Origin of the sequence: Methyloglobulus sp. (assembly GCF_040079455.1) — a bacterium.
GTDB lineage: Bacteria > Pseudomonadota > Gammaproteobacteria > Methylococcales > Methylomonadaceae > Methyloglobulus.
On sequence record NZ_JBEBKJ010000007.1, the window covers coordinates 1 to 19,032 of the forward strand.

19 protein-coding genes are annotated in these 19,032 nt (G+C 44.5%); 12 read left to right on the top strand and 7 right to left on the bottom strand.

The window, feature by feature from the left end; all coding sequences use genetic code 11:
• Positions 1-138 precede the first annotated feature (138 nt).
• The gene (locus ABL924_RS02885; protein ID WP_349025563.1) at positions 139-651 is read right to left on the bottom strand and encodes a hypothetical protein; all 513 of its coding nucleotides are present in this window, start codon (positions 649-651) and stop codon (positions 139-141) included.
• Between the two features lie 475 nt (positions 652-1,126).
• On the opposite strand from ABL924_RS02885, the gene ABL924_RS02890 reads away from it, so the two are divergent.
• Positions 1,127-3,136, top strand: coding sequence for a hypothetical protein (locus ABL924_RS02890; protein WP_349025564.1), 2,010 nt, complete (start codon positions 1,127-1,129; stop codon positions 3,134-3,136).
• A gap of 140 nt (positions 3,137-3,276) precedes the next feature.
• Here the strand turns inward: ABL924_RS02890 and tadA are convergent, their stop codons facing one another.
• From tadA to ABL924_RS02905, 3 genes are all read right to left on the bottom strand, one after another.
• The gene (gene tadA, locus ABL924_RS02895; protein ID WP_349025565.1) at positions 3,277-3,735 is read right to left on the bottom strand and encodes a tRNA adenosine(34) deaminase TadA; all 459 of its coding nucleotides are present in this window, start codon (positions 3,733-3,735) and stop codon (positions 3,277-3,279) included.
• An 835-nt stretch (positions 3,736-4,570) separates the two neighbouring features.
• Complete coding sequence (locus ABL924_RS02900; RefSeq protein WP_349025566.1) at positions 4,571-4,933, bottom strand: glycine zipper domain-containing protein; 363 nt, start codon at positions 4,931-4,933, stop codon at positions 4,571-4,573.
• A 594-nt stretch (positions 4,934-5,527) separates the two neighbouring features.
• On the bottom strand, positions 5,528-6,061 hold the full coding sequence (locus ABL924_RS02905) for a helix-turn-helix transcriptional regulator (RefSeq protein ID WP_349025567.1): 534 nt from the start codon (positions 6,059-6,061) through the stop codon (positions 5,528-5,530).
• Between the two features lie 102 nt (positions 6,062-6,163).
• Here ABL924_RS02905 and ABL924_RS02910 point away from each other — a divergent pair, with 102 nt between their 5' ends.
• Together ABL924_RS02910 and ABL924_RS02915 are read left to right on the top strand one after the other, a co-directional pair.
• The gene (locus ABL924_RS02910) at positions 6,164-6,847 is read left to right on the top strand and encodes a cytochrome b/b6 domain-containing protein (RefSeq protein ID WP_349025568.1); all 684 of its coding nucleotides are present in this window, start codon (positions 6,164-6,166) and stop codon (positions 6,845-6,847) included.
• A 41-nt stretch (positions 6,848-6,888) separates the two neighbouring features.
• Complete coding sequence (locus tag ABL924_RS02915; RefSeq protein WP_349025569.1) at positions 6,889-7,635, top strand: VIT family protein; 747 nt, start codon at positions 6,889-6,891, stop codon at positions 7,633-7,635.
• Here the strand turns inward: ABL924_RS02915 and ABL924_RS02920 are convergent.
• A complete protein-coding gene (locus tag ABL924_RS02920) occupies positions 7,625-7,828 on the bottom strand; it encodes a hypothetical protein (RefSeq protein WP_349025570.1) in 204 nt (67 codons plus the stop codon). The genes ABL924_RS02915 and ABL924_RS02920 overlap by 11 nt on opposite strands.
• Positions 7,829-8,143: 315 nt before the next feature.
• On the opposite strand from ABL924_RS02920, the gene ABL924_RS02925 reads away from it, so the two are divergent.
• The 3 genes from ABL924_RS02925 (at position 8,144) to ABL924_RS02935 (ending at position 9,633) form a co-directional block, all read left to right on the top strand.
• On the top strand, positions 8,144-8,914 hold the full coding sequence (locus ABL924_RS02925; protein WP_349025571.1) for a hypothetical protein: 771 nt from the start codon (positions 8,144-8,146) through the stop codon (positions 8,912-8,914).
• 341 nt (positions 8,915-9,255) lie between these two features.
• Positions 9,256-9,414, top strand: coding sequence for a hypothetical protein (locus tag ABL924_RS02930; protein ID WP_349025572.1), 159 nt, complete (start codon positions 9,256-9,258; stop codon positions 9,412-9,414).
• A gap of 15 nt (positions 9,415-9,429) precedes the next feature.
• Positions 9,430-9,633, top strand: coding sequence for a hypothetical protein (locus ABL924_RS02935; RefSeq protein ID WP_349025573.1), 204 nt, complete (start codon positions 9,430-9,432; stop codon positions 9,631-9,633).
• A 316-nt stretch (positions 9,634-9,949) separates the two neighbouring features.
• Here the strand turns inward: ABL924_RS02935 and ABL924_RS02940 are convergent, their stop codons facing one another.
• Complete coding sequence (locus ABL924_RS02940) at positions 9,950-10,333, bottom strand: hypothetical protein (protein WP_349025574.1); 384 nt, start codon at positions 10,331-10,333, stop codon at positions 9,950-9,952.
• 122 nt (positions 10,334-10,455) lie between these two features.
• On the opposite strand from ABL924_RS02940, the gene ABL924_RS02945 reads away from it, so the two are divergent.
• The 6 genes from ABL924_RS02945 to ABL924_RS02970 all read left to right on the top strand — a co-directional run bounded on the left by ABL924_RS02945 (position 10,456) and on the right by ABL924_RS02970 (position 17,752).
• Positions 10,456-10,668 carry a hypothetical protein gene (locus ABL924_RS02945; protein ID WP_349025575.1) on the top strand — a complete coding sequence of 71 codons (213 nt, stop codon included), beginning with the start codon at positions 10,456-10,458 and terminating at the stop codon, positions 10,666-10,668.
• An 850-nt stretch (positions 10,669-11,518) separates the two neighbouring features.
• Complete coding sequence (gene recA / locus ABL924_RS02950; RefSeq protein WP_349025576.1) at positions 11,519-12,550, top strand: recombinase RecA; 1,032 nt, start codon at positions 11,519-11,521, stop codon at positions 12,548-12,550.
• The gene (locus tag ABL924_RS02955) at positions 12,540-13,031 is read left to right on the top strand and encodes a regulatory protein RecX (RefSeq protein WP_349025577.1); all 492 of its coding nucleotides are present in this window, start codon (positions 12,540-12,542) and stop codon (positions 13,029-13,031) included. The genes recA and ABL924_RS02955 overlap by 11 nt, the downstream gene beginning before the upstream one ends.
• 33 nt (positions 13,032-13,064) lie before the next feature.
• Positions 13,065-16,007 carry an alanine--tRNA ligase gene (alaS, locus tag ABL924_RS02960; protein ID WP_349025578.1) on the top strand — a complete coding sequence of 981 codons (2,943 nt, stop codon included), beginning with the start codon at positions 13,065-13,067 and terminating at the stop codon, positions 16,005-16,007.
• 84 nt (positions 16,008-16,091) lie between these two features.
• Positions 16,092-16,409, top strand: a complete 318-nt coding sequence (locus ABL924_RS02965) for a hypothetical protein (protein ID WP_349025579.1) — start codon at positions 16,092-16,094, stop codon at positions 16,407-16,409.
• 119 nt (positions 16,410-16,528) lie between these two features.
• Positions 16,529-17,752 (top strand): aspartate kinase, encoded by a 1,224-nt coding sequence (locus ABL924_RS02970; protein ID WP_349025580.1) that lies wholly within the window; start codon positions 16,529-16,531, stop codon positions 17,750-17,752.
• A gap of 425 nt (positions 17,753-18,177) precedes the next feature.
• Here the strand turns inward: ABL924_RS02970 and ABL924_RS02975 are convergent, their stop codons facing one another.
• Entirely contained in the window at positions 18,178-18,963 is a 786-nt protein-coding gene (locus ABL924_RS02975; RefSeq protein WP_349025581.1) for an SUMF1/EgtB/PvdO family nonheme iron enzyme, read from the bottom strand.
• Positions 18,964-19,032 lie beyond the last annotated feature (69 nt).

Sequence of the window (19,032 nt, forward strand, 5' to 3'; positions counted from 1 at the left end):
GGAATCATGCTTACTACAAAACCTATGGTTATTAATAGGGTATAGTCTATTTCTAAAGCAAAATGTGATCAAGAGACAGGTAACATACCCCGTCATGCGTTCGCTGTATCTTTCTGTATTGGAATCCCATGCGGCGTACTACGCTACGCTAGTACGCCCTACGTGCTGGTTGTTTGCCGGTGCCACAGCCAAATGCCAGAAAACGGCAGCATGAATGGCTATAAAGATAAAGTCGTTAATTAATTGATAAATAAAGTATTCAAAAAAAATGCCTTGTTTACCTTCATAATTGCTGGTGTTTAAAAAGCCAAGCAAAATAAGCCATGTGAACGAAAGGGTAATGCTGCCAAATTTCCAGAATTTTCTATAGAAAAAATAAAATTTATCATCGTAAAACCATTTAGCTTGGTAAAAAAAATGTGTTGCAAAAATCCCAATTGTCAAAATATATAATAGTACTGTTAGGGCAATTTTAAGGTATTCGGGCAACTGCTGATAAGGGCCATGATCGGAAGCGCAACCTTCAATGGGAAAGGTCAAAAAGCTCATACCCATACAACCCCAGGAGTATAAATAAATTATAATCAATATTAGGTATGTTTTAGCTAAGTAAAATAGGTTTTTTTTAAAAAGCTGATTGCTTTCAGACACAGCAATTCTCCATGTCCAGTGTAAAAGGAAGCAGCACTTTGTTGAAAAGTGCTGTTTCTTAATTAAGGTTATTTATTCAATTTGCAACAGGTGTAAATTTCGTCGGTTGTATTCTATACCAACTGCCAAAAAAATAGCTGTAGCCGGGTGCAACGCGTGACGGGGTATGTACCCCGTCACTCACGTTTTGCTGACGGTGGCGTTTTTGAACCTGCTGAAACCCTGCGAACGGGGCAACATGCCCCGTCCGGCGTAGTCCACCAATAGTCGAGGGCTGGCAGGCTTTTTTTGCCCACTGTCGGCAACTACGCTACATTCAGGTTGCTTGCTATGAATTAATCCACAGGCTTATAGTGAATTAGTACACAGACAGTTCGTTTTAAAGCATGTTTAAATCACCACAGGATACCCAAATAGTCGGTATTCAACAGCTTGGCAATTTGCCTTTGCTACCATAAAACCAAAGGAGGCGACCATGTCTTTATCTCATCAAACCATATGTAAGTTTTTACAGCGCGATACAAAAACCAGTTTAGGGTTCTTAATTTTGCTGGCATTTATCATTACTAACCAAGCAATGGCTGCGGTTAATAATAGAGTACCAGTGTCATTAAATTCATCGGTATTGTCGGCTAAGCAAAAGGATCAAATCGATACCTTGGCTAACTTCCACTTTGTCTCAAATCTACAAGAAGCAATCAGTGCGGTTAACTTATTGCCCAGTTTAGCATCCAGCGAACCGCGAATAACCTTTGCCGATGCCAAACGGTCGTTATGCTACTACCGGAACAATTTTTTCGGGAAAAATATCCGCGCCAGTTATACGGTAGACGACCTGGAACTTGATCCGCCACTCGTCACAAATTTTGGCGCTTACTTTTTAGACTTGACCCGCACCGGAGCCCAAACGCTGTTTGTGAATTGCGATGGCTTTACGTATCGAATTCCTATCACTTTGCCTAATCCCGTTACGGGGGCGGAGCCGGATATACAATTACCAAACAAGCCGCCTGCGATTGCTAGCTTCCAAGCTAAATTGAATGCTGCACCAATAATTGGAGCGGCAAAAAACAGTGTCGTAACCTTGGTAGCGAACGCCACCGACCCTAATAACGACCGTTTGGTTTATACCTGGGGAAGTAATGCAGGAGCAATCGTCTCCACTAACGGCAACATGGCAAATTGGAAATTGCCAAATTCAACTGGGCTTAACTTTGCTTATGTGCTTGTCTCTGATGGCAAGGGCGGCTACCGCGAAGCTGGCTTAACGGTAACCACCGATGGCGGCACAGTTCCTACGCCAGCTCCGGTCGCGGCGGTTAGCAACCCTTCCGACAAAGTGCCATTGGCGGATCACTTCTTGACGTTTTTTTCCACTAAGGAGCGGGAAGTATACCTGCCAAGGGATTCCCTAGGTGCTGACACTAAGATGGGGTCTTGCCGCTATTATGAGGCCATTAAAGCGGTAACTGGTTGTGATGCACAAGGGAATTTAATCAACCCTACGGTTAATTTTGCAAACTGGAAACTGAAATGGGGGCTGAATAACGGCGGTATACGTGCCATCTACGCCAATAAAGCCGACCTAAACCGCGAGCGTGACGCGCATGGCATCAGCAATGCCCAGGGAACCGCTTTTTATGTATGCAGTTACCCTCGTAATGACAACCTCAACAGCAATGTTAACCTCAGCAACGCAATCAACAACAAGAATCTTCAGTTCTGTGGTGCCGTGGAATATTCCCCCACACCAGGCGTGAATGGCAATCGACCGTTCACCAAGTTCTTAACTTTCGCGCCTTCTGGCCAATTATTGCAATCCGTCAACTTGGATGGGCGTGGTGAAAAATACCTGCCGGGTTCATGTATAGTCTGCCATGGTGCCGCTGATGATAATCGTACGTCCACACCTGCTTATCCCAGCTTCACCCGTTTTGCGGAAAATGGCACGACTTCGCCCAATTTGAAAGCCCAATTTATACCCCTTGATTTGGAAAGTTTCGTTTTTTCCGGACAATCTGGACTTACCCGTGCAGCACAAGAACCGGCGTTGCGCGCCCTCAATAAATTGGTGTTGAAAACTAACCCCGCCCCCGCCATAGTGGAGGCTATCAACGGCTGGTATCCAACACCTACATCCAATTTCAACGGCAATTTCACCCCATCTGGATGGGCTGGACATGAATCGCTGTATAATAAAGTCGTTAAACCTTATTGTCGTTCATGCCATATTGCCATGGATGCCAACTCTGCCCAAGTCTTCAATAAATTTAGTGAGTTTAGGGACATGAATTTTGAATTAAGCCAACGTGTTTGCGGTAATACAGGCGGCGTGGATCGTAAGCGTTACTCCATGCCAAATGCATTGGTTACCTTTGATCTTTTTTGGAAAGACAATAATGCTAAAGCTGCTTTACTCAAGTACTTAACCGATGAGGGAGAAATAATACCCAGCAATGGCGATGGATGTAAGCCACCACAATAACCCGATGATAGAAGCCTGTTAAATCAATGGAGTATCTGACTCCATTGATTTTCTTACAGGCTGGAGTTTGTGCTTGCTAATCAAATTTTGGCGTACGGAATTACAGCCAATCTAACATTATTTCTAATGCTACAAAACCGCTAACGCCTAGCTTGGAAAAAATCTTTTAAAAGACTAGCGCATTCATCCGCCAGGATGCCGCCCTCCCAAGTGATTTTATGGTTTAAGAAATCGGCATCGGCAAGACTTAAGGCATTACAAACTGCACCTCGTTTAGGATCGTAAGCACCGAATACTAAGCGCTTTATTCGCGCATGGGCAATTGCGCCCATGCACATGACACAGGGTTCCAGGGTTACGTACAGGGTGGTATTGACGAGACGGTAATTAGCTATGCGTTTGCCCGCTTCTCGCAAAGTGGTGATTTCTGCGTGGGCAGTCGCATCAAAGCTGGCTATGGGGGAGTTCCAGCCTTCTGCAAGGCATTGGTTGTCTTTGACCAACACCGCACCGATGGGGACTTCACCAAGAGATTCGGCCCGTTGCGCCAGTCTTATGGCATGACGCATCCAGGCTTCGTCTTGTTCGGTTATTCCCATTTAATAGTTACTATAGATGAAACTATATAAAAACATATTATTTTTAATAAAAAATAAAAATGTGTAAGCACTAAAAAATTTTAAAGTTTAAAAAATCAGAGCATTATAATTAAGCTTCAACTGGTTAACAGATACCCTGATTACTTATTGTGCACTATTTTTATAACAGGACTGTAACAAATTTCCATCGAGCAAAATTTATTACCCACCAGCCGCCGCCAATCTCTGATTACGGGCGTACGACGTAGATCGAGCGTGTTGATCAATTTATTGCAAAATTTGGGATGATCATCGCTTGCTACCAATTGTTTTGAAGCTCAAAATTCGGCTGTAAAGATACTGGGTATTTCTCGACTGATGGGGATCACACTTCAACTTTTTAGATATTGTAAAAGTGTAGCTACATCAAGCCAGCGGTTTTGATATGAACAAAAAACCCGATAGTGTTCAATTTATGTGGTTTCAGGCAGACAAAAGATCTGCAATCGCTGAAAATCCTGGAAACGTAGCGTTAGCGGAGTGAAGATTTTTAGTCCCCAGAAGCGATAGTGCTGTGTGTTTTCACGAAGCGCTGTTTGCGGCGTGAAAATGCACAGCTTTACGACATCGCGTCGAGTCATTGCGCAACGATGTCCCATACCCCTTGTCGGGTATGGGACGAGGGTAGCAGGACGGCTGGGGCAGCCGCAGGCATTGGCGGTCGCGTTAAGTTTTTGCCGCTTGTTTGGACAGGATGTCCTCAAAACAAGCTTTCGCAAAAATAGCGACTCCCCGCTTTGCTATCGGCAGTAACATAATCGTCATGGGACTGCTGCGATTGACGATTTAGTCAAGGTTACTGGCCATAGTCGTCGTTGTAGTAAGGGGCTTGTTGCCACCCATTTTGTTGACGTTGCATTTTTCTGTTTTGTTGATGATCGACATAAGCTCCAACCGCCGCGCCCACCGCGCCGCCTGCTAACGCGCCTAAACCTGCGTTCGCCAAATCATTGCCGCCAAAGGCCGTGCCAAGGGCTGCACCGGCCACAGCACCAACGCCGCCACCGATGAGTGCTTTGTTCACACGGCTGCTACCTCTACCTCTACCGCTATTGTATCCATAGTTGTTGTAGTCATTGTTATAACCGTACGGTTGTTGACTGGCACAAGCTGTTAACAAGACGCTAATTATTGTTGTTAATATGATTTTCTTATTCATTTTTGTAAGCCTCATTTTTTTGTTGTTTAAAACACATTTTTTGTTTGTCGTAACCAGTGTATTAAATGAAACCTTAATCAGAACTGAACAGGGCAACTCCAACTTCGTTGGTATATACCAAACTCAATTGCAATCAAATATTGGAGCTATTTTAGATGGGATTATATTGAGCCGATTGCATAAGAAAACTGGTTTATATTCAATATTTTTTTGTCAATCAATATCCAAAATCTCCATCTCTGGGGATAAATATTGCTGGGGTAGGATGGGATGCCAGGAAAGATATTACGATTTGGTCAACTTGAAATGTTTTGTTCGAGATAAGTTAAAAATTTAGATATTAGCCGACAAAAACTCTTGGTTCGAATTGGTGTTTACTACCGCTTAAATGACAAGCACCATACTCCTGTGAGAGATTGGTCATACATTGGTATGCATACACTTATGGAATGGGGAATAGATGGTTTCCAAGCTTTAAAGATTGAATGAAAGAACCATGGATTTAAATGCCAGATACTTTCATTCCTCTACGCACCATCGGCTTAAATTACTCCAACAATTTTAATTGCCATTTTTTTAAAACAACTGTTGGTTTTAGTACTGCTGACGGGGCAGTAGCAAATCCTCCAGGAAAAATGCGGATAGCTCAGTGCGTCCTGTCACTCCAGATTTCCGGTAAACCGCACGGGCCTGGTCGCGTATGGTTCGTTCGCTTGCATTACGCAAATGGGCAATTTCGCCATGGCTGAGGCCTTTTAATATGAGTAGGCCGACTTCCGCTTCAGCCGGGGTTAGTTGCCAGACATCAAACTGTTTTTGAATTTGAACGGCCAATCCCGCGATAAGCTCACGGTTGGCCTCACGCCACTGTTGGGCTTGTTGATTTGCCAATGCTAAATTCTGCGTCAGAATATTAATTTTGGCTTGGGCAAATTGATAATAAAGCCAGCCAAAATAGACAACTCCCGATAGGGAAAGTATCAGAATAAGCACTTCTGTAAGCAGATGCGTCCAATGCACGCCATCCCAATAGTCACCTGTAATATCGATTGTAATCAAGACAAAAACAAACAAACTGAGAGCAATGGCCCATTGGCTAAACCGTTTGTTATCGTTAAAAAATACCATAAATAATTGCCTATACGTCGGATGACGGATGCCAAAAAAACCAGTTTAACGCAATATAGGTTTCGCTAAAGCGGTATCCTATAACTGACCATGAGAAATAATATGACAACTATTAAAAAAACTGTACACGTATGGAGTCCATTAATCCGTATTGGGCATTGGACTTTAGTAATTTCTTTTTTTACGGCCTATTTCACAGAAGACGATTTCATGAACTTGCATGCATGGGCAGGCTATATCGTGGGGATATATTTACTTACACGAATACTGTGGGGCTTTGTGGGTGGAAATTATGTGCGCTTCCGTGGTTTTATCTATTCCCCGGCTAAGATTATTGGCTATCTAAAAAATCTGATTGCACGTAACCCTCAGCATTATATCGGCCACAACCCGGCGGGTGGAGCGATGGTAATTGCACTTTTGGTCAGTTTAGTTGGTACTACATTGACCGGCATGAAGTTATACGCAGTTGAAGAAAATAAAGGCCCATTTGCGATAACGGCACAGCAAGCACAGTTGCAAATGCGGTCGATTAGCTTAATTGCAGAAGCTAAAGCGGAAGATGACGACGAAGATGAAGAATCTAAAGCCTTAAATATCGACCAGAAGGTCAATAAACAGGCCGAAGAATTTTGGGAAGAATTGCATGAGCTATTCGCTAATTTGACACTATTACTGGTATTTTTACACGTTGGTGGTGTCATCGCTTCTAGCATCATCGATAAAGAAAAGCTGGTAAAAGCCATGTTGACGGGTGAAAAAGATGTCGATGACACTTATCAATAACTTATGAACTATAATGAAAATCCTAAAAAAATGGAGCTAAATTGAGACACTCTGAATTTCATCGCGCCCACCGTATCGGCTGGTTACGTGCCGCCGTATTAGGTGCCAACGACGGTATCGTCTCAACGTCGAGCTTAGTCATTGGTGTCGCAGCTGCCCATGCTGACCTACCTACAATTATTGTCACAGGGGTGGCTGGTTTAGTTGCTGGAGCCATGTCTATGGCGGCGGGCGAATATGTCTCAGTCAGTTCCCAAGTTGACACAGAACAAGCCGACCTCAACCGGGAACGTAAAGAACTGGCGGAAAATCATCATCATGAAGTGAATGAATTAAAAGCAATCTATATCGACAGAGGCCTTGAACCTGAACTTGCCCAGCAGGTAGCCCAGCAACTTATGGCACATGATGCTCTTGGAGCCCATGCGCGGGATGAATTAGGCTTAACCGAAATTACCACAGCCCGACCTCTTCAGGCAGCTATCGTTTCAGCCCTGACATTTTCTTTGGGAGCGTCATTACCGCTGTTGATGGTTATGATTTTCCCCCATTTACCCTTGGCGCATATCAATCAAATAATAATCGATAACACAAGGTTAGATACAATGCCTCTTATCGCCACTGTTGGCTCTATTTCATTGTTGTCGTTGATGCTGTTGGGTGGGCTATCTGCCTTGACGGGTGGTGCCTCTGTTTTGAAGGCGATTGCCCGCGTTACCTTCTGGGGTACGCTATCTATGGTTATTACTGCCAGTGTCGGCTTCCTATTCGGAACAACTAGCGGGTAACCTTATTTCCTTTCTTGATTTGTCCTTCATGCAAGCCATGAGTCATATATATTTTCGATCGCTGAAAATCGTGGAAACGTAGCGTGAGCGGAGTGAAGATTTTTAGTCCCCAGAAGCGATAGGGCTGGGCGATTCCACGCAGCGCGGTTTGCGGAGTGGAATTGCAAAGCATTCCGACATCGCGTCGAGTCATTGCGCAACCAGTTTTATGCCCCTTGTTGGGCATAAAACGCGTGTAGCAGGACGGCTGGGGCAGCCGCAGGCATTGGCTGCCGCGTAGTTTTTGCTGATTTTTCGAGCAGGAGCCCGGAAAAATCTTTCGCAAAAATAGCGGCACTATCATGGTAGATACCTACCTACCCCAAACCTCATAAGTCGACATTCAATTTTTGACAACATCTCTTATCAGCATACAGATTGATTCCTTCATCTATGCTATTGTTTCATAAAATGAATCTGTAGTGATACCATAGTAAACGATTATTTAGTCGGTATCTGTCAGCATTTTATGAGCAACCTTGAACATCAGATCACGGCATTAGAACAAAAAATCCAAAACCTAGATGCAGAACGCGAGGCATTGGTTCAAGCGTTAACCCAGTTAAAACAACAGCAGACACAACAAATCCCGTCACTACACATAACCTGGGCAACTGTTACCCAAAACTCATCCAGTCAGGATAAGGTCAAGTTATTTCGCAGCCTGTTTAAAGGGCGTGATGACATCTATCCCAAACGCTGGGAAAACAGCAAAACGGGAAAATCAGGTTACGCCCCGGCCTGCTTCAATGAATGGAAGCCCATCGTCTGCGAAAAGCCACGCATCAAATGTGGCGACTGCCTAAACCGTTCGTTCATACCCGTTAGCGACCAAGTAATAAGTAACCATCTGGCAGGTAAGGATGGCACGGGGAATTCGTTGGCAGATTTCGTAATCGGCATTTACCCTTTGATGCAAGATGAACGCTGCTGGTTTTTGGCGGTAAATTTTGACAAAGCCAGTTGGAAACACGATGTCAGTGCATTTGCTGCTGCCTGTAAAGACAACCATGTCCCTTACAGCATCGAAAAATCCCGGTCAGTCAAAGGGGCGCATGTCTGGCTGTTTTTTAGCCACGCTGTTTTTGCCGCCGAAGCCAGAAAACTGGGTTCTTACCTATTGACCCAAGCGATGGACAAACACCCAGAATTAGGTTTTGAATCTTATGACCGACTGTTTCCCAACCAAGACACCCTGCCCAAAGGCGGCTTCGGCAATCTCATCGCCTTGCCTTTGTAGAAAAAACCCCAGGAACATGGTAACAGTGTCTTTGTCGATGACAACCGCTGAAAATCCTGGAAACGTAGCGTTAGCGGAGTGAAGATTTTTAGTCCCCAGAAGCGATAGTGCTGTGTGTTTTCACGAAGCGCTGTTTGCGGCGTGAAAATGCACAGCTTTACGACATCGCGTCGAGTCATTGCGCAACGATGTCCCATACCCCTTGTCGGGTATGGGACGAGGGTAGCAGGACGGCTGGGGCAGCCGCAGGCATTGGCGGTCGCGTTAAGTTTTTGCCGCTTGTTTGGACAGGATGTCCTCAAAACAAGCTTTCGCAAAAATAGCGACTCCCCGCATTACTAATGTTTCAATCGGGGCAATTATCGCGTGGTGCGGCCTACGAATTTGCTGAAATAGATATATACGATTTCTTCCAAGCGTGTAAACAGCATCGTATTGGCACGATTAACACATCGGCAGAATCAATAGAGTTTGATGTTTTACGTTATCAACAGCGGTAATAATAATGATTGTAATTGCAGACAGCTCTGCACTCGTCGATTTGCGATTGTTTGCAATTACTCGATACGTTATTTGGAGAAGTTAAGGTAGCGCAGGATGTTTATGATGAGGTTTGCATAGCCAACAAAGCAGAATCCCAAACGCTGAAAGCCTATTTGACAGGAAAGGTCAGCAGTGCTTCAGCATCGATTAATATTGAAAAGTCCACTGGACTATAGATTCGGCCTTGTGAAGTTTTAACTTCCGTTCGCCTCGAGCCTGTCGAAAGGCTTGTGTGCTTCGACAAGCTCAGCACGAACGGTTCAAACATTAAAAGGCCGAATCAATAGGCAAAGGAGAACTAGCTTCTATACGTCTTTACAAACACCTTTCTGCTGATTTGTTGTTAATAGATGACGCAAGAGCCAAAAAAGCGGCTTATCTTAACGATTAACGACAACCTCGGCCATTAATGGTGTTTTAAAATCTAATACGTTCTATGAGCGGCACTGCCAGAACCTTACTGGCAGCGCCGCAAAGGAATTCCTAATATTTCTAGTGGCGCTTTTTTGAAGACTTTTTGTGAGCTTTGTGTTCGACAGCTTTCACAGGTTCTTCTGTAGACGCAGGTGTATTAGTAGGTTGGTTTTTCAGTGTATCCGCGCTTGTTGCACTCTTGTCTGTGGCTTGCGTTTTCTCCCCTGCGGGGTTTGCTGTTTCGACACCCTGAGGGTTATCTTTAGGTGCTACTGGGGCAGCGGCTTCTTTCATCATATCTTTTGCGGAATTGGTAACAGATTCTTTCGCCATGTCTTTTGCCGCTCCGGTAGCAGAATCTTTCAGCATCTCTGATCCCGCACCTGCAAGTGGGTTTAATTCAGCATGCAAGATGCTGGATGAAAGTGCTAATGTAAGTAATAATAACGTTTTGTTTTTCATTGGCTATTCCTCGGTTAATGGTGTTTAAGAAGTTACAGCCTATCAAAAGATAGATGAACCTATCATGAATCCATTTTAAATATCTGATGTTACGCGTCCTATAGTTAAAGTAAACTATAAGGATGAATACAGAACTATTAGAAATAGTTAGCGATTACTTGTTGAGTTCATTTGGTCAAACGACGGCGACGGGGTTGTCCAGCTTGCTGGACGGGGCAATCAGCCATGACCAAGTGACGCGTTTTTTAAGCTGGGATGACTATGATTCAAAACTATTATGGCGGCACGTCAAAAAGACGGTGCGTGAGATCGAACAGGAGGATGGCGTACGCTGAAAATCCTGGAAACGTAGCGTTAGCGGAGTGAAGATTTTTAGTCCCCAGAAGCGATAGTGCTGTGTGTTTTCACGAAGCGCTGTTTGCGGCGTGAAAATGCACAGCTTTACGACATCGCGTCGAGTCATTGCGCAACGATGTCCCATACCCCTTGTCGGGTATGGGACGAGGGTGGCAGGACGGCTGGGGCAGCCGCAGGCATTGGCGGTCGCGTTAAGTTTTTGCCGCTTGTTTGGACAGGACGTCCTCAAAACAAGCTTTCGCAAAAATAGCGACTCCCCGCTAGTGCTTTTTTTGAATCAAATCATCATTTACCCAGAATTCTGTTTTCTAGCCGTCACCTAAATGTTTTGTAAGGCGCAACCAGATTTACATCGCTTGCTTTATGTCGCTTATGCCTCTGCTATAGATTATTAGTTGCCGGATTAGACGCTCAAACTCTCTAACCGCTTTGTATGTAATGATTCACTGTACAACTAATCAACTTTTTGGTTTTAGAAATGCTTGCGAGGAATACTCAAGCAGGTATGTTAATCGGTTGATTGTTCTGACTGTTTCCGGCTCTTTCTTAAGTCCGCAATCTTGTACCTGATACCACCCTATGTGATAATGCCCAGCTTGATTATAAGGGTATCTCTAAAAATACCCTCTCCCTCTGGGAGTAGGTTAGGGTGAGGGTTGTACAATAGCTTGATTTTAAATCCCTCATCCCAACCTACTCCCAGAGGGAGAGGGCGCGAGTTCCATACTCGCTGCCGCACTTCCTCCATCCCTGGAGGGCGAAGGAGTTTTTTGAATTTTTAGAGATTCCTAAGATGATGTTTCTTTACCGACGCAAAGGATATTAACGATGGATGAGAACAAAAAGAAGGCGCTCGGCGCTGCGCTGATGCAGATAGAAAAGCAGTTTGGCAAAGGTTCTGTCATGCGGATGGGCGATGTGGCTTCATCTCGTGATATTGATGTCGTTTCTACAGGTTCTCTAGGATTGGATATTGCGCTCGGTTGCGGTGGCCTTCCGCGTGGACGGGTTGTTGAAATATATGGGCCAGAATCTTCCGGTAAAACCACGCTGACGCTGCAAGTGATTGCGGAAATGCAAAAGCTGGGCGGCACGGCGGCTTTCGTAGATGCTGAACACGCGCTTGATCCTGGTTACGCCGAGAAAATTGGGGTAAATATCGATGACTTATTAGTTTCACAGCCGGATACGGGCGAGCAAGCGCTGGAAATTACCGATATGCTGGTGCGTTCTGGTGCGGTTGATATAGTTGTGGTGGATTCGGTTGCTGCATTAACACCTAAAGCTGAAATTGAAGGCGATATGGGCGATTCCCACATGGGTTTGCAAGCACGGCTGATGTCCCAAGCGTTACGGAAACTAACCGGAAACATTAAGCGTTCCAATACCTTAGTCATCTTTATCAATCAAATCCGCATGAAAATCGGGGTTATGTTTGGTAGCCCAGAAACCACAACAGGCGGTAATGCACTTAAGTTTTATGCTTCGGTGCGGCTGGATATTCGGCGCATCGGTTCGGTAAAAAAGGGCGATGAAGTCATCGGTAACGAAACCCGCGTTAAAGTCGTCAAAAATAAGGTTGCACCACCATTCCGCCAAGCCGAATTCGAGATTTTATATGGTGAAGGTATTTCATTTTTAGGTGAGTTGGTCGATCTCGGTGTTAATTACGGATTTATCCAAAAAGCCGGTTCTTGGTACAGCTACGGCAGCGAGAAAATTGGTCAAGGCAAGGACAATGTTAAAGTCTATTTGAAAGAGCATCCAGAAAAGGCCAAGGAAATTGAAGCCAAAATACGAGCAGAGGCTTTTAGTCGCCCTGTTAACGTAATTGAGCCTCTCATTATTGATGAAGAATAAGATTGACCCGTACAATCCGAGTGGAAGTGTTGTTGAGGAAGCCCATCAGGTAAGCAAACAAATTAAGAAAGACTGTTTGCGTTTGTTGACCCGAAGGGATCATAGCCGTAAAGAAATACAGCACAAAATGGCTGTTAAAGGCTATGAATCCAGCCAAGTTTCCGCAGTTATCGACGATTTGGCCCAGCAAAGCTGGCAAGATGATTCTCGATATGCAGAAAGCTATGCCAGAATGCGTAGTCATAAGGGTTTTGGTCCCGTACGCATTGCTTATGAGCTTAAACAGCAAGGCATTGAAGCCCATACCGTTGATAAAGTGCTACAGGCAACAAGCGATAATTGGTTGAATCTTATGCAACAAGTCTACAATAAAAAATATCCTGAATCGCTCACAATGGACAGCAATGAAAAGGCTAAACGCATCCGATTCTTACTACAGCGCGGCTTTTCTAGCGCGATGATAACGACTCTATTTATGTAACCTCAAAATCTTATTAAGTTTTACCTAACCGATATGAAAAAAATGACTAGCGCGGAATTGCGCTCGGCTTTTCTGGCGTTTTTTCACCAGCGTGGACATTCAGTTCAGCCTTCCAGCTCGCTGGTTCCAAGTAACGATCCAACATTGCTATTTACCAATGCCGGTATGGTGCAGTTTAAGGATCTGTTTCTTGGTCGTGAGCAACGCGATTACGTAAGGGCTGCGACCAGCCAACGCTGCGTACGCGCAGGTGGCAAACATAACGATCTGGAAAATGTCGGTTACACGGCAAGGCATCATACTTTTTTTGAAATGCTGGGTAATTTCAGTTTCGGTGATTATTTCAAGACGGAAGCCATCCATTTCGCTTGGGATTTTTTGACAAAAGAATTAGGAATTCCTGCTGAAAAATTGTGGGTAACGGTTTTTGAAGAAGACGCGGAAGCCGAAAAAATCTGGCTGGATGATATTGGCGTTGACCCTATACGGCTTTCAAAAATTGGGGCCAAAGATAATTTCTGGTCGATGGGCGATACCGGCCCTTGCGGCCCTTGCACGGAAATTTTCTACGACCACGGCGAACACATTTTCGGTGGCCCACCAGGAACGCCTGATGAAGACGGCGATAGATACATCGAAATCTGGAATCTCGTTTTCATGCAGTACGACCGTTCTATTGACGGCACATTAACACCGCTGCCAAAACCGTCCGTCGATACAGGCATGGGACTGGAGCGAATTGCCGCCGTTTTGCAAGGGGTGCATAGCAACTATGAAATCGACCTGTTCCAGAAATTGCTAAAAGCCGCTGCTGATTTGGCTGGAACTACAAATCTAGATCAAAGTTCGTTACGGGTGATTGCCGACCATATCCGTTCCTGTGCGTTTCTGGTTGCCGATGGCGTGATGCCATCCAATGAAGGCCGAGGATATGTTCTGCGCCGTATCATTCGCCGGGCGATTAGGCATGGCTATCGGTTAGGTATTCAGGATGTCTTTTTTTATAAGCTGGTTGCGCCTTTGGCAGAGGAAATGGGCGGTGCTTATCCTGAATTGAAATCTGCCCAAGCTCAGATTGAACGTGTTCTCAAAAAAGAAGAAGAAAATTTTAATGAAACATTAGACAATGGAATGAATCTTCTTAATCGTGCTTTGTTTGAAATACAAATAACAAATCTGACTAACACAATTGCAGTTGGAAATTTAAAGCCATTTCCTGTCTCTCATCCCAATTTCCATCATTGGATAGGGGAGAGAAATGGCGTTAGCGAAAGAGTAGATATTTTTCTGTTCCAAGGAACAGATATGGCTGAAATGTTTAGACATTTATTTACAAGAGATACAGAGCAATCTAAGGTTCTATTTCTTGTAACTCCTAACCAATTGAATAAACATAGTACAGAGCAATCATATTTGAATATTTATTCGGCACTTCCCCAGCAACCACAAAACTTAATCCGTATAATTCTTTCAGAAGAAGAGTTTGCTCAAAAAAGCGAAGGAATTCTAAACGGCGAAATTGCTTTCAAGCTCTACGATACTTATGGATTCCCAGTTGATCTTACAGCCGATGTCTGTCGTGAACGTAACGTAACCGTTGATTTTGACGCATTTAACTTAGCTATGGAAAGGCAACGCAAACAATCTCGTTCAGCCAGTAGCTTTGGTGCGGATTATAGCCAAGAAATCAAGCTGGAAGGCCAAACTGAATTTACGGGTTATGGGCATTTGGACGATCAGGTTCAAATTATCGCGTTGTACAAAGAAGGCAAGGAAGCTGACAGTCTTAGCTCAGGCGAGGAAGGCTTGGTGGTATTGGACAAAACCCCATTTTATGCCGAATCCGGTGGTCAAATTGGAGATAGCGGACGAATTGTGGCGGATGGTGCTATTTTTGAGGTAAGCGATACCCAAAAACAAGGCGGCAACCTGTTTTTACATAAGGGCAAATTAATTTCAGGCAGTTTCGCCAAAGGCCAGTCCTGTGTTGCTCAAGTCAATGCGACTAACAGAAAAGCAACCGAACTCAATCATTCAGCAACTCATTTGCTACACGCCGCACTCAGGAAAGTCCTGGGCGAGCATGTTGCACAAAAAGGTTCGCTAGTGAATACCGAACGTCTACGCTTTGATTTTTCCCACTTTGAACCCATTACCGACGATCAAATCAATGTGCTTGAGCGCATGGTTAATGAACAAATCCGGCTGAATAATCCTGTTTCCGCAACCGTCATGGCGAAAGACGATGCCGTAAAAGCTGGAGCGATGGCTTTATTCGGCGAAAAATACGGTGATGAAGTCAGGGTTTTAAAAATCGGGGAATTTTCAACTGAATTGTGCGGTGGCACTCACGTCGAACGTGCTGGCGACATCGGCTGCTTTAAAATCATTAGTGAAACCGGCGTTGCTGCTGGAGTTAGACGCATTGAAGCAGTAACAGGCAATGGTGCTATGGAATGGATAGCCAGTCGAGATAAGACACTTCACATCATTGCCGGATTGTTGAAAAGTGCACCCGAAAAGACCGCAGAGAAAGTAGAGCAATTGCTCGATAAAACCAGAGCTCTCGAAAAACAATTGGAAAAACTGCAAGCCCAAGTGGCTAGTTCAGCAGGTAACGATCTAAGCGCACAAGCGATAGAGGTCGCAGGAATAAAAGTTTTGGCCGTTAAGTTGAATCAGGTTGATCCTAAATCCCTACGTGATATGGTCGATCAGTTAAAAAACAAACTGGGCAGTGCTGCTATTGTTTTGGCTGTCGTTGAAGGCGATAAAGTTAGCCTTGTGGCAGGTGTTTCAAAAGACCAAATGAACAAGATAAAAGCGGGGGATCTGGTCAATTTTGTTGCTACCCAAGTGGGCGGCAAAGGCGGGGGTCGCCCTGATATGGCGATGGCGGGTGGTAATGACCCATCTGGTTTGGCAGCAGCATTAGCTCAAGTTCCGGCTTGGGTGCAACAGCGGTTAATAGATTAATGTGATTTCTTGCTGGGAAGTTACATAACTAGTCGAATTTCAACACTTAATTTTGACTTAATAGATAACAGAATTTTAGGTTTTATGGATCACGATGAAGTTATCATTAGCAGGGTTCTTATGGGCGTTAGCTCAATTGCGAATCGTCCCCTTGTCAGAAACATTGAAGACCATTATGCAGCCTATTTTGACGAACTTGGGATTACTGTTAACTTAACCGATCAATCTACTGAAATGGAATGGCAGGAATTAGCGATAGATTTGCTTGATTTCTTAAACAAGGAGCTACCAAAGAATAATGACCATTTTCGATGGATTCTGAGCTTTTGGCATAAATTGAGGCAAGTAGGACTATTTTTTCCTGGGGATACTATTAATAGCAACTGTGCAAAAGATACCTAAACCGATACCAAGACATGTTGGTAAATCTACACATTTTTTTATATAACTCGTTTATTCATCAGTTTTTGGTTTAAAGCGATTATTCAATACTTTATTAAGTAAAGGAAATAAACACAAAGATGTCACTTTACGTCTATAAATTCGGCGGTACATCGGTCGGTTCAACCGAACGCATAAAAGCCGTTGCAGAAAAAGTCAAAGCTGCCCAAGATGCAGGTAACCAGATTGTCGTCGTCGTCTCCGCCATGAGCGGTGAAACCAATCGCCTGATTGGTCTGGCAAAAGAAATGCAGCAGCAACCGACTGAACGAGAACTGGATGTCTTGGTATCCACTGGCGAACAAGTCACCGTCGCTTTGTTAAGCATGGCTTTACATAATATCGGCTGCGCGGCGTGTTCTTATACGGGTGGGCAGGTGAAAATCCTGACCGACAGCAGCCATACCAAGGCGCGGATACTTAGTATAGACGACCAGCGTATGCGGTCTCATCTAAATCAGGGCAACGTTGTCGTGGTCGCAGGATTTCAGGGTGTCGATGAAGAAGGCAATATCACAACCTTGGGACGTGGCGGTTCCGACACTACGGCTGTAGCTTTAGCGGCTGCATTAAAAGCCGATGAATGTCATATTTATACCGATGTAGACGGCGTGTATACAACCGACCCGCGCGTAGAACCCAAAGCCCGCCGGTTGGATAAAATTACCTTTGAAGAAATGCTGGAAATGGCCAGCCTGGGGTCAAAAGTCTTACAGATACGGTCGGTAGAATTCGCCGGAAAATACAATGTCCCCTTACGAGTGTTGTCTTCGTTTACGGAAGGCGCGGGGACGCTTATTACTTACGAGGAATCAGAAGTGGAAAGTGCATTAATTTCAGGAATTGCGTTTAACAGGGACGAAGCAAAATTGACCATCAGCGGTGTTCCTGACCGGCCTGGGATTGCCTCAAAAATTCTCAGCCCCATCGCCGATGCCAATATTGAAGTGGATATGATTATCCAGAATATTGCCGATGATGCGACTACCGACTTTACTTTTACCGTCCACCGCAATGATTATCAACGCGCCAAAGCCGCGCTGGAACTTACCTGCGCGGAACTGGGCGCTAAAAAAGTGACGGGCGACGACAGCCTTGTTAAAGTTTCCATTGTCGGTGTCGGTATGCGTTCCCACGCTGGCATTGCCAACACCATGTTTAAGGCATTGGCCGACGAAGGCATCAACATCAAGATGATCTCAACGTCCGAAATCAAAATCTCGGTAGTTGTAGAAGAAAAATATTTAGAGCTTGCAGTTAGAACCTTACATGCAGTGTTCAAGCTAGACCAGGGTAATTCTTAAAGTAGGTTTTCAGTTTTTTGGCTAAGTTAATGCGGAGTAAATTGCTTTATGGACACAAATCGATATTCGAAGGACTTGGTCGATAAAGTAACGAAAGCTATTGAGAATAAGCAAAACTACCAAAGCGAAGCGGTGTGTGTCGGTCATGTGTACATGATATAGTCGCTACAGTCAAACTAAGTGCTTCTCGCCGACCTCAACAACTTCATTCAAAACCCAGATACTAACATAAGTACATCTCAGCCAATGGTTTCACACTCATGGCAGCCTCTGATACTCAACAAATTTTCTTATAGTGATTAGAGCATAGTTTTATCTAATACCAATCCCAATAAGTTCACATATTATCCCTTCTCCAGTGGGAGAAGGTTAGGATGAGGGAATTCAAATAACAACTTATTGGGATTGGTATGAGGCAACAACGCTTAATCAAGTTGCCTAACCAAACGAAAACCTAAATCGTGGGTACGGGTTACCGGTAACGCGCTAAAACGCACGGCGGAACGCAGGTTAGTGGCTTTGCCAATATAACTACCACCGCGATTGACACGGTATTTGCCTGTGTCCGGCCCCTGTGGATTGTTTGCTGGGCTGTTGCTGTAATAAGTGCCATCGTACCAGTCTTGCACCCATTCCCAGACATTGCCGTGCATGTCATACAGCCCCCATTCGTTAGGCTTTTTTTGTGCGACTTCGTGAGGAGTGCCCTTGTAGCCTAGATTACCAAACCAAGCATAATCTGCCAGTGACTTTGGATTGTCGCCATAGCAATAATCATCATCGCTACCAGCTCTTGCGGCATATTCCCATTCGGCTTCGGTTGGCAAGCGGAAATATTTACCGTTGTCTTTGGCGTTCAGTTTTTGGATGAATTCCTGGGTGTCATTCCAGCTTACCCTGTCTACCGGTTTATCTTCGACTTTGCTTTTGCTGGGGTTATTGCCCATAACATCTTGCCATTGTTTTTGCGTCACCTCAGTTTCGCCCATGTAAAATGGCTTTTCTACGCACACCCGATGGCTAGGTTTTTCGCCCACGGTTCGGTCGGTTGCCGGCTTGTCATTACCCATTTGAAAACAACCGGATTGGATGAAGATAAACTTAATTCCTGCGAAATTCTTACTGTCCAATGCGCTTGCGGATTGTGTGTACAAAAGAATCATGAAAAAGACGATGAAGACAGGGCTTAAAGGGGTATGTTCAGTTTTCATAACACTTATCCTTATCGGTGATTGATAGGGTGATGATGTATAGACGATATTATCTGTCTTTGTATGCGC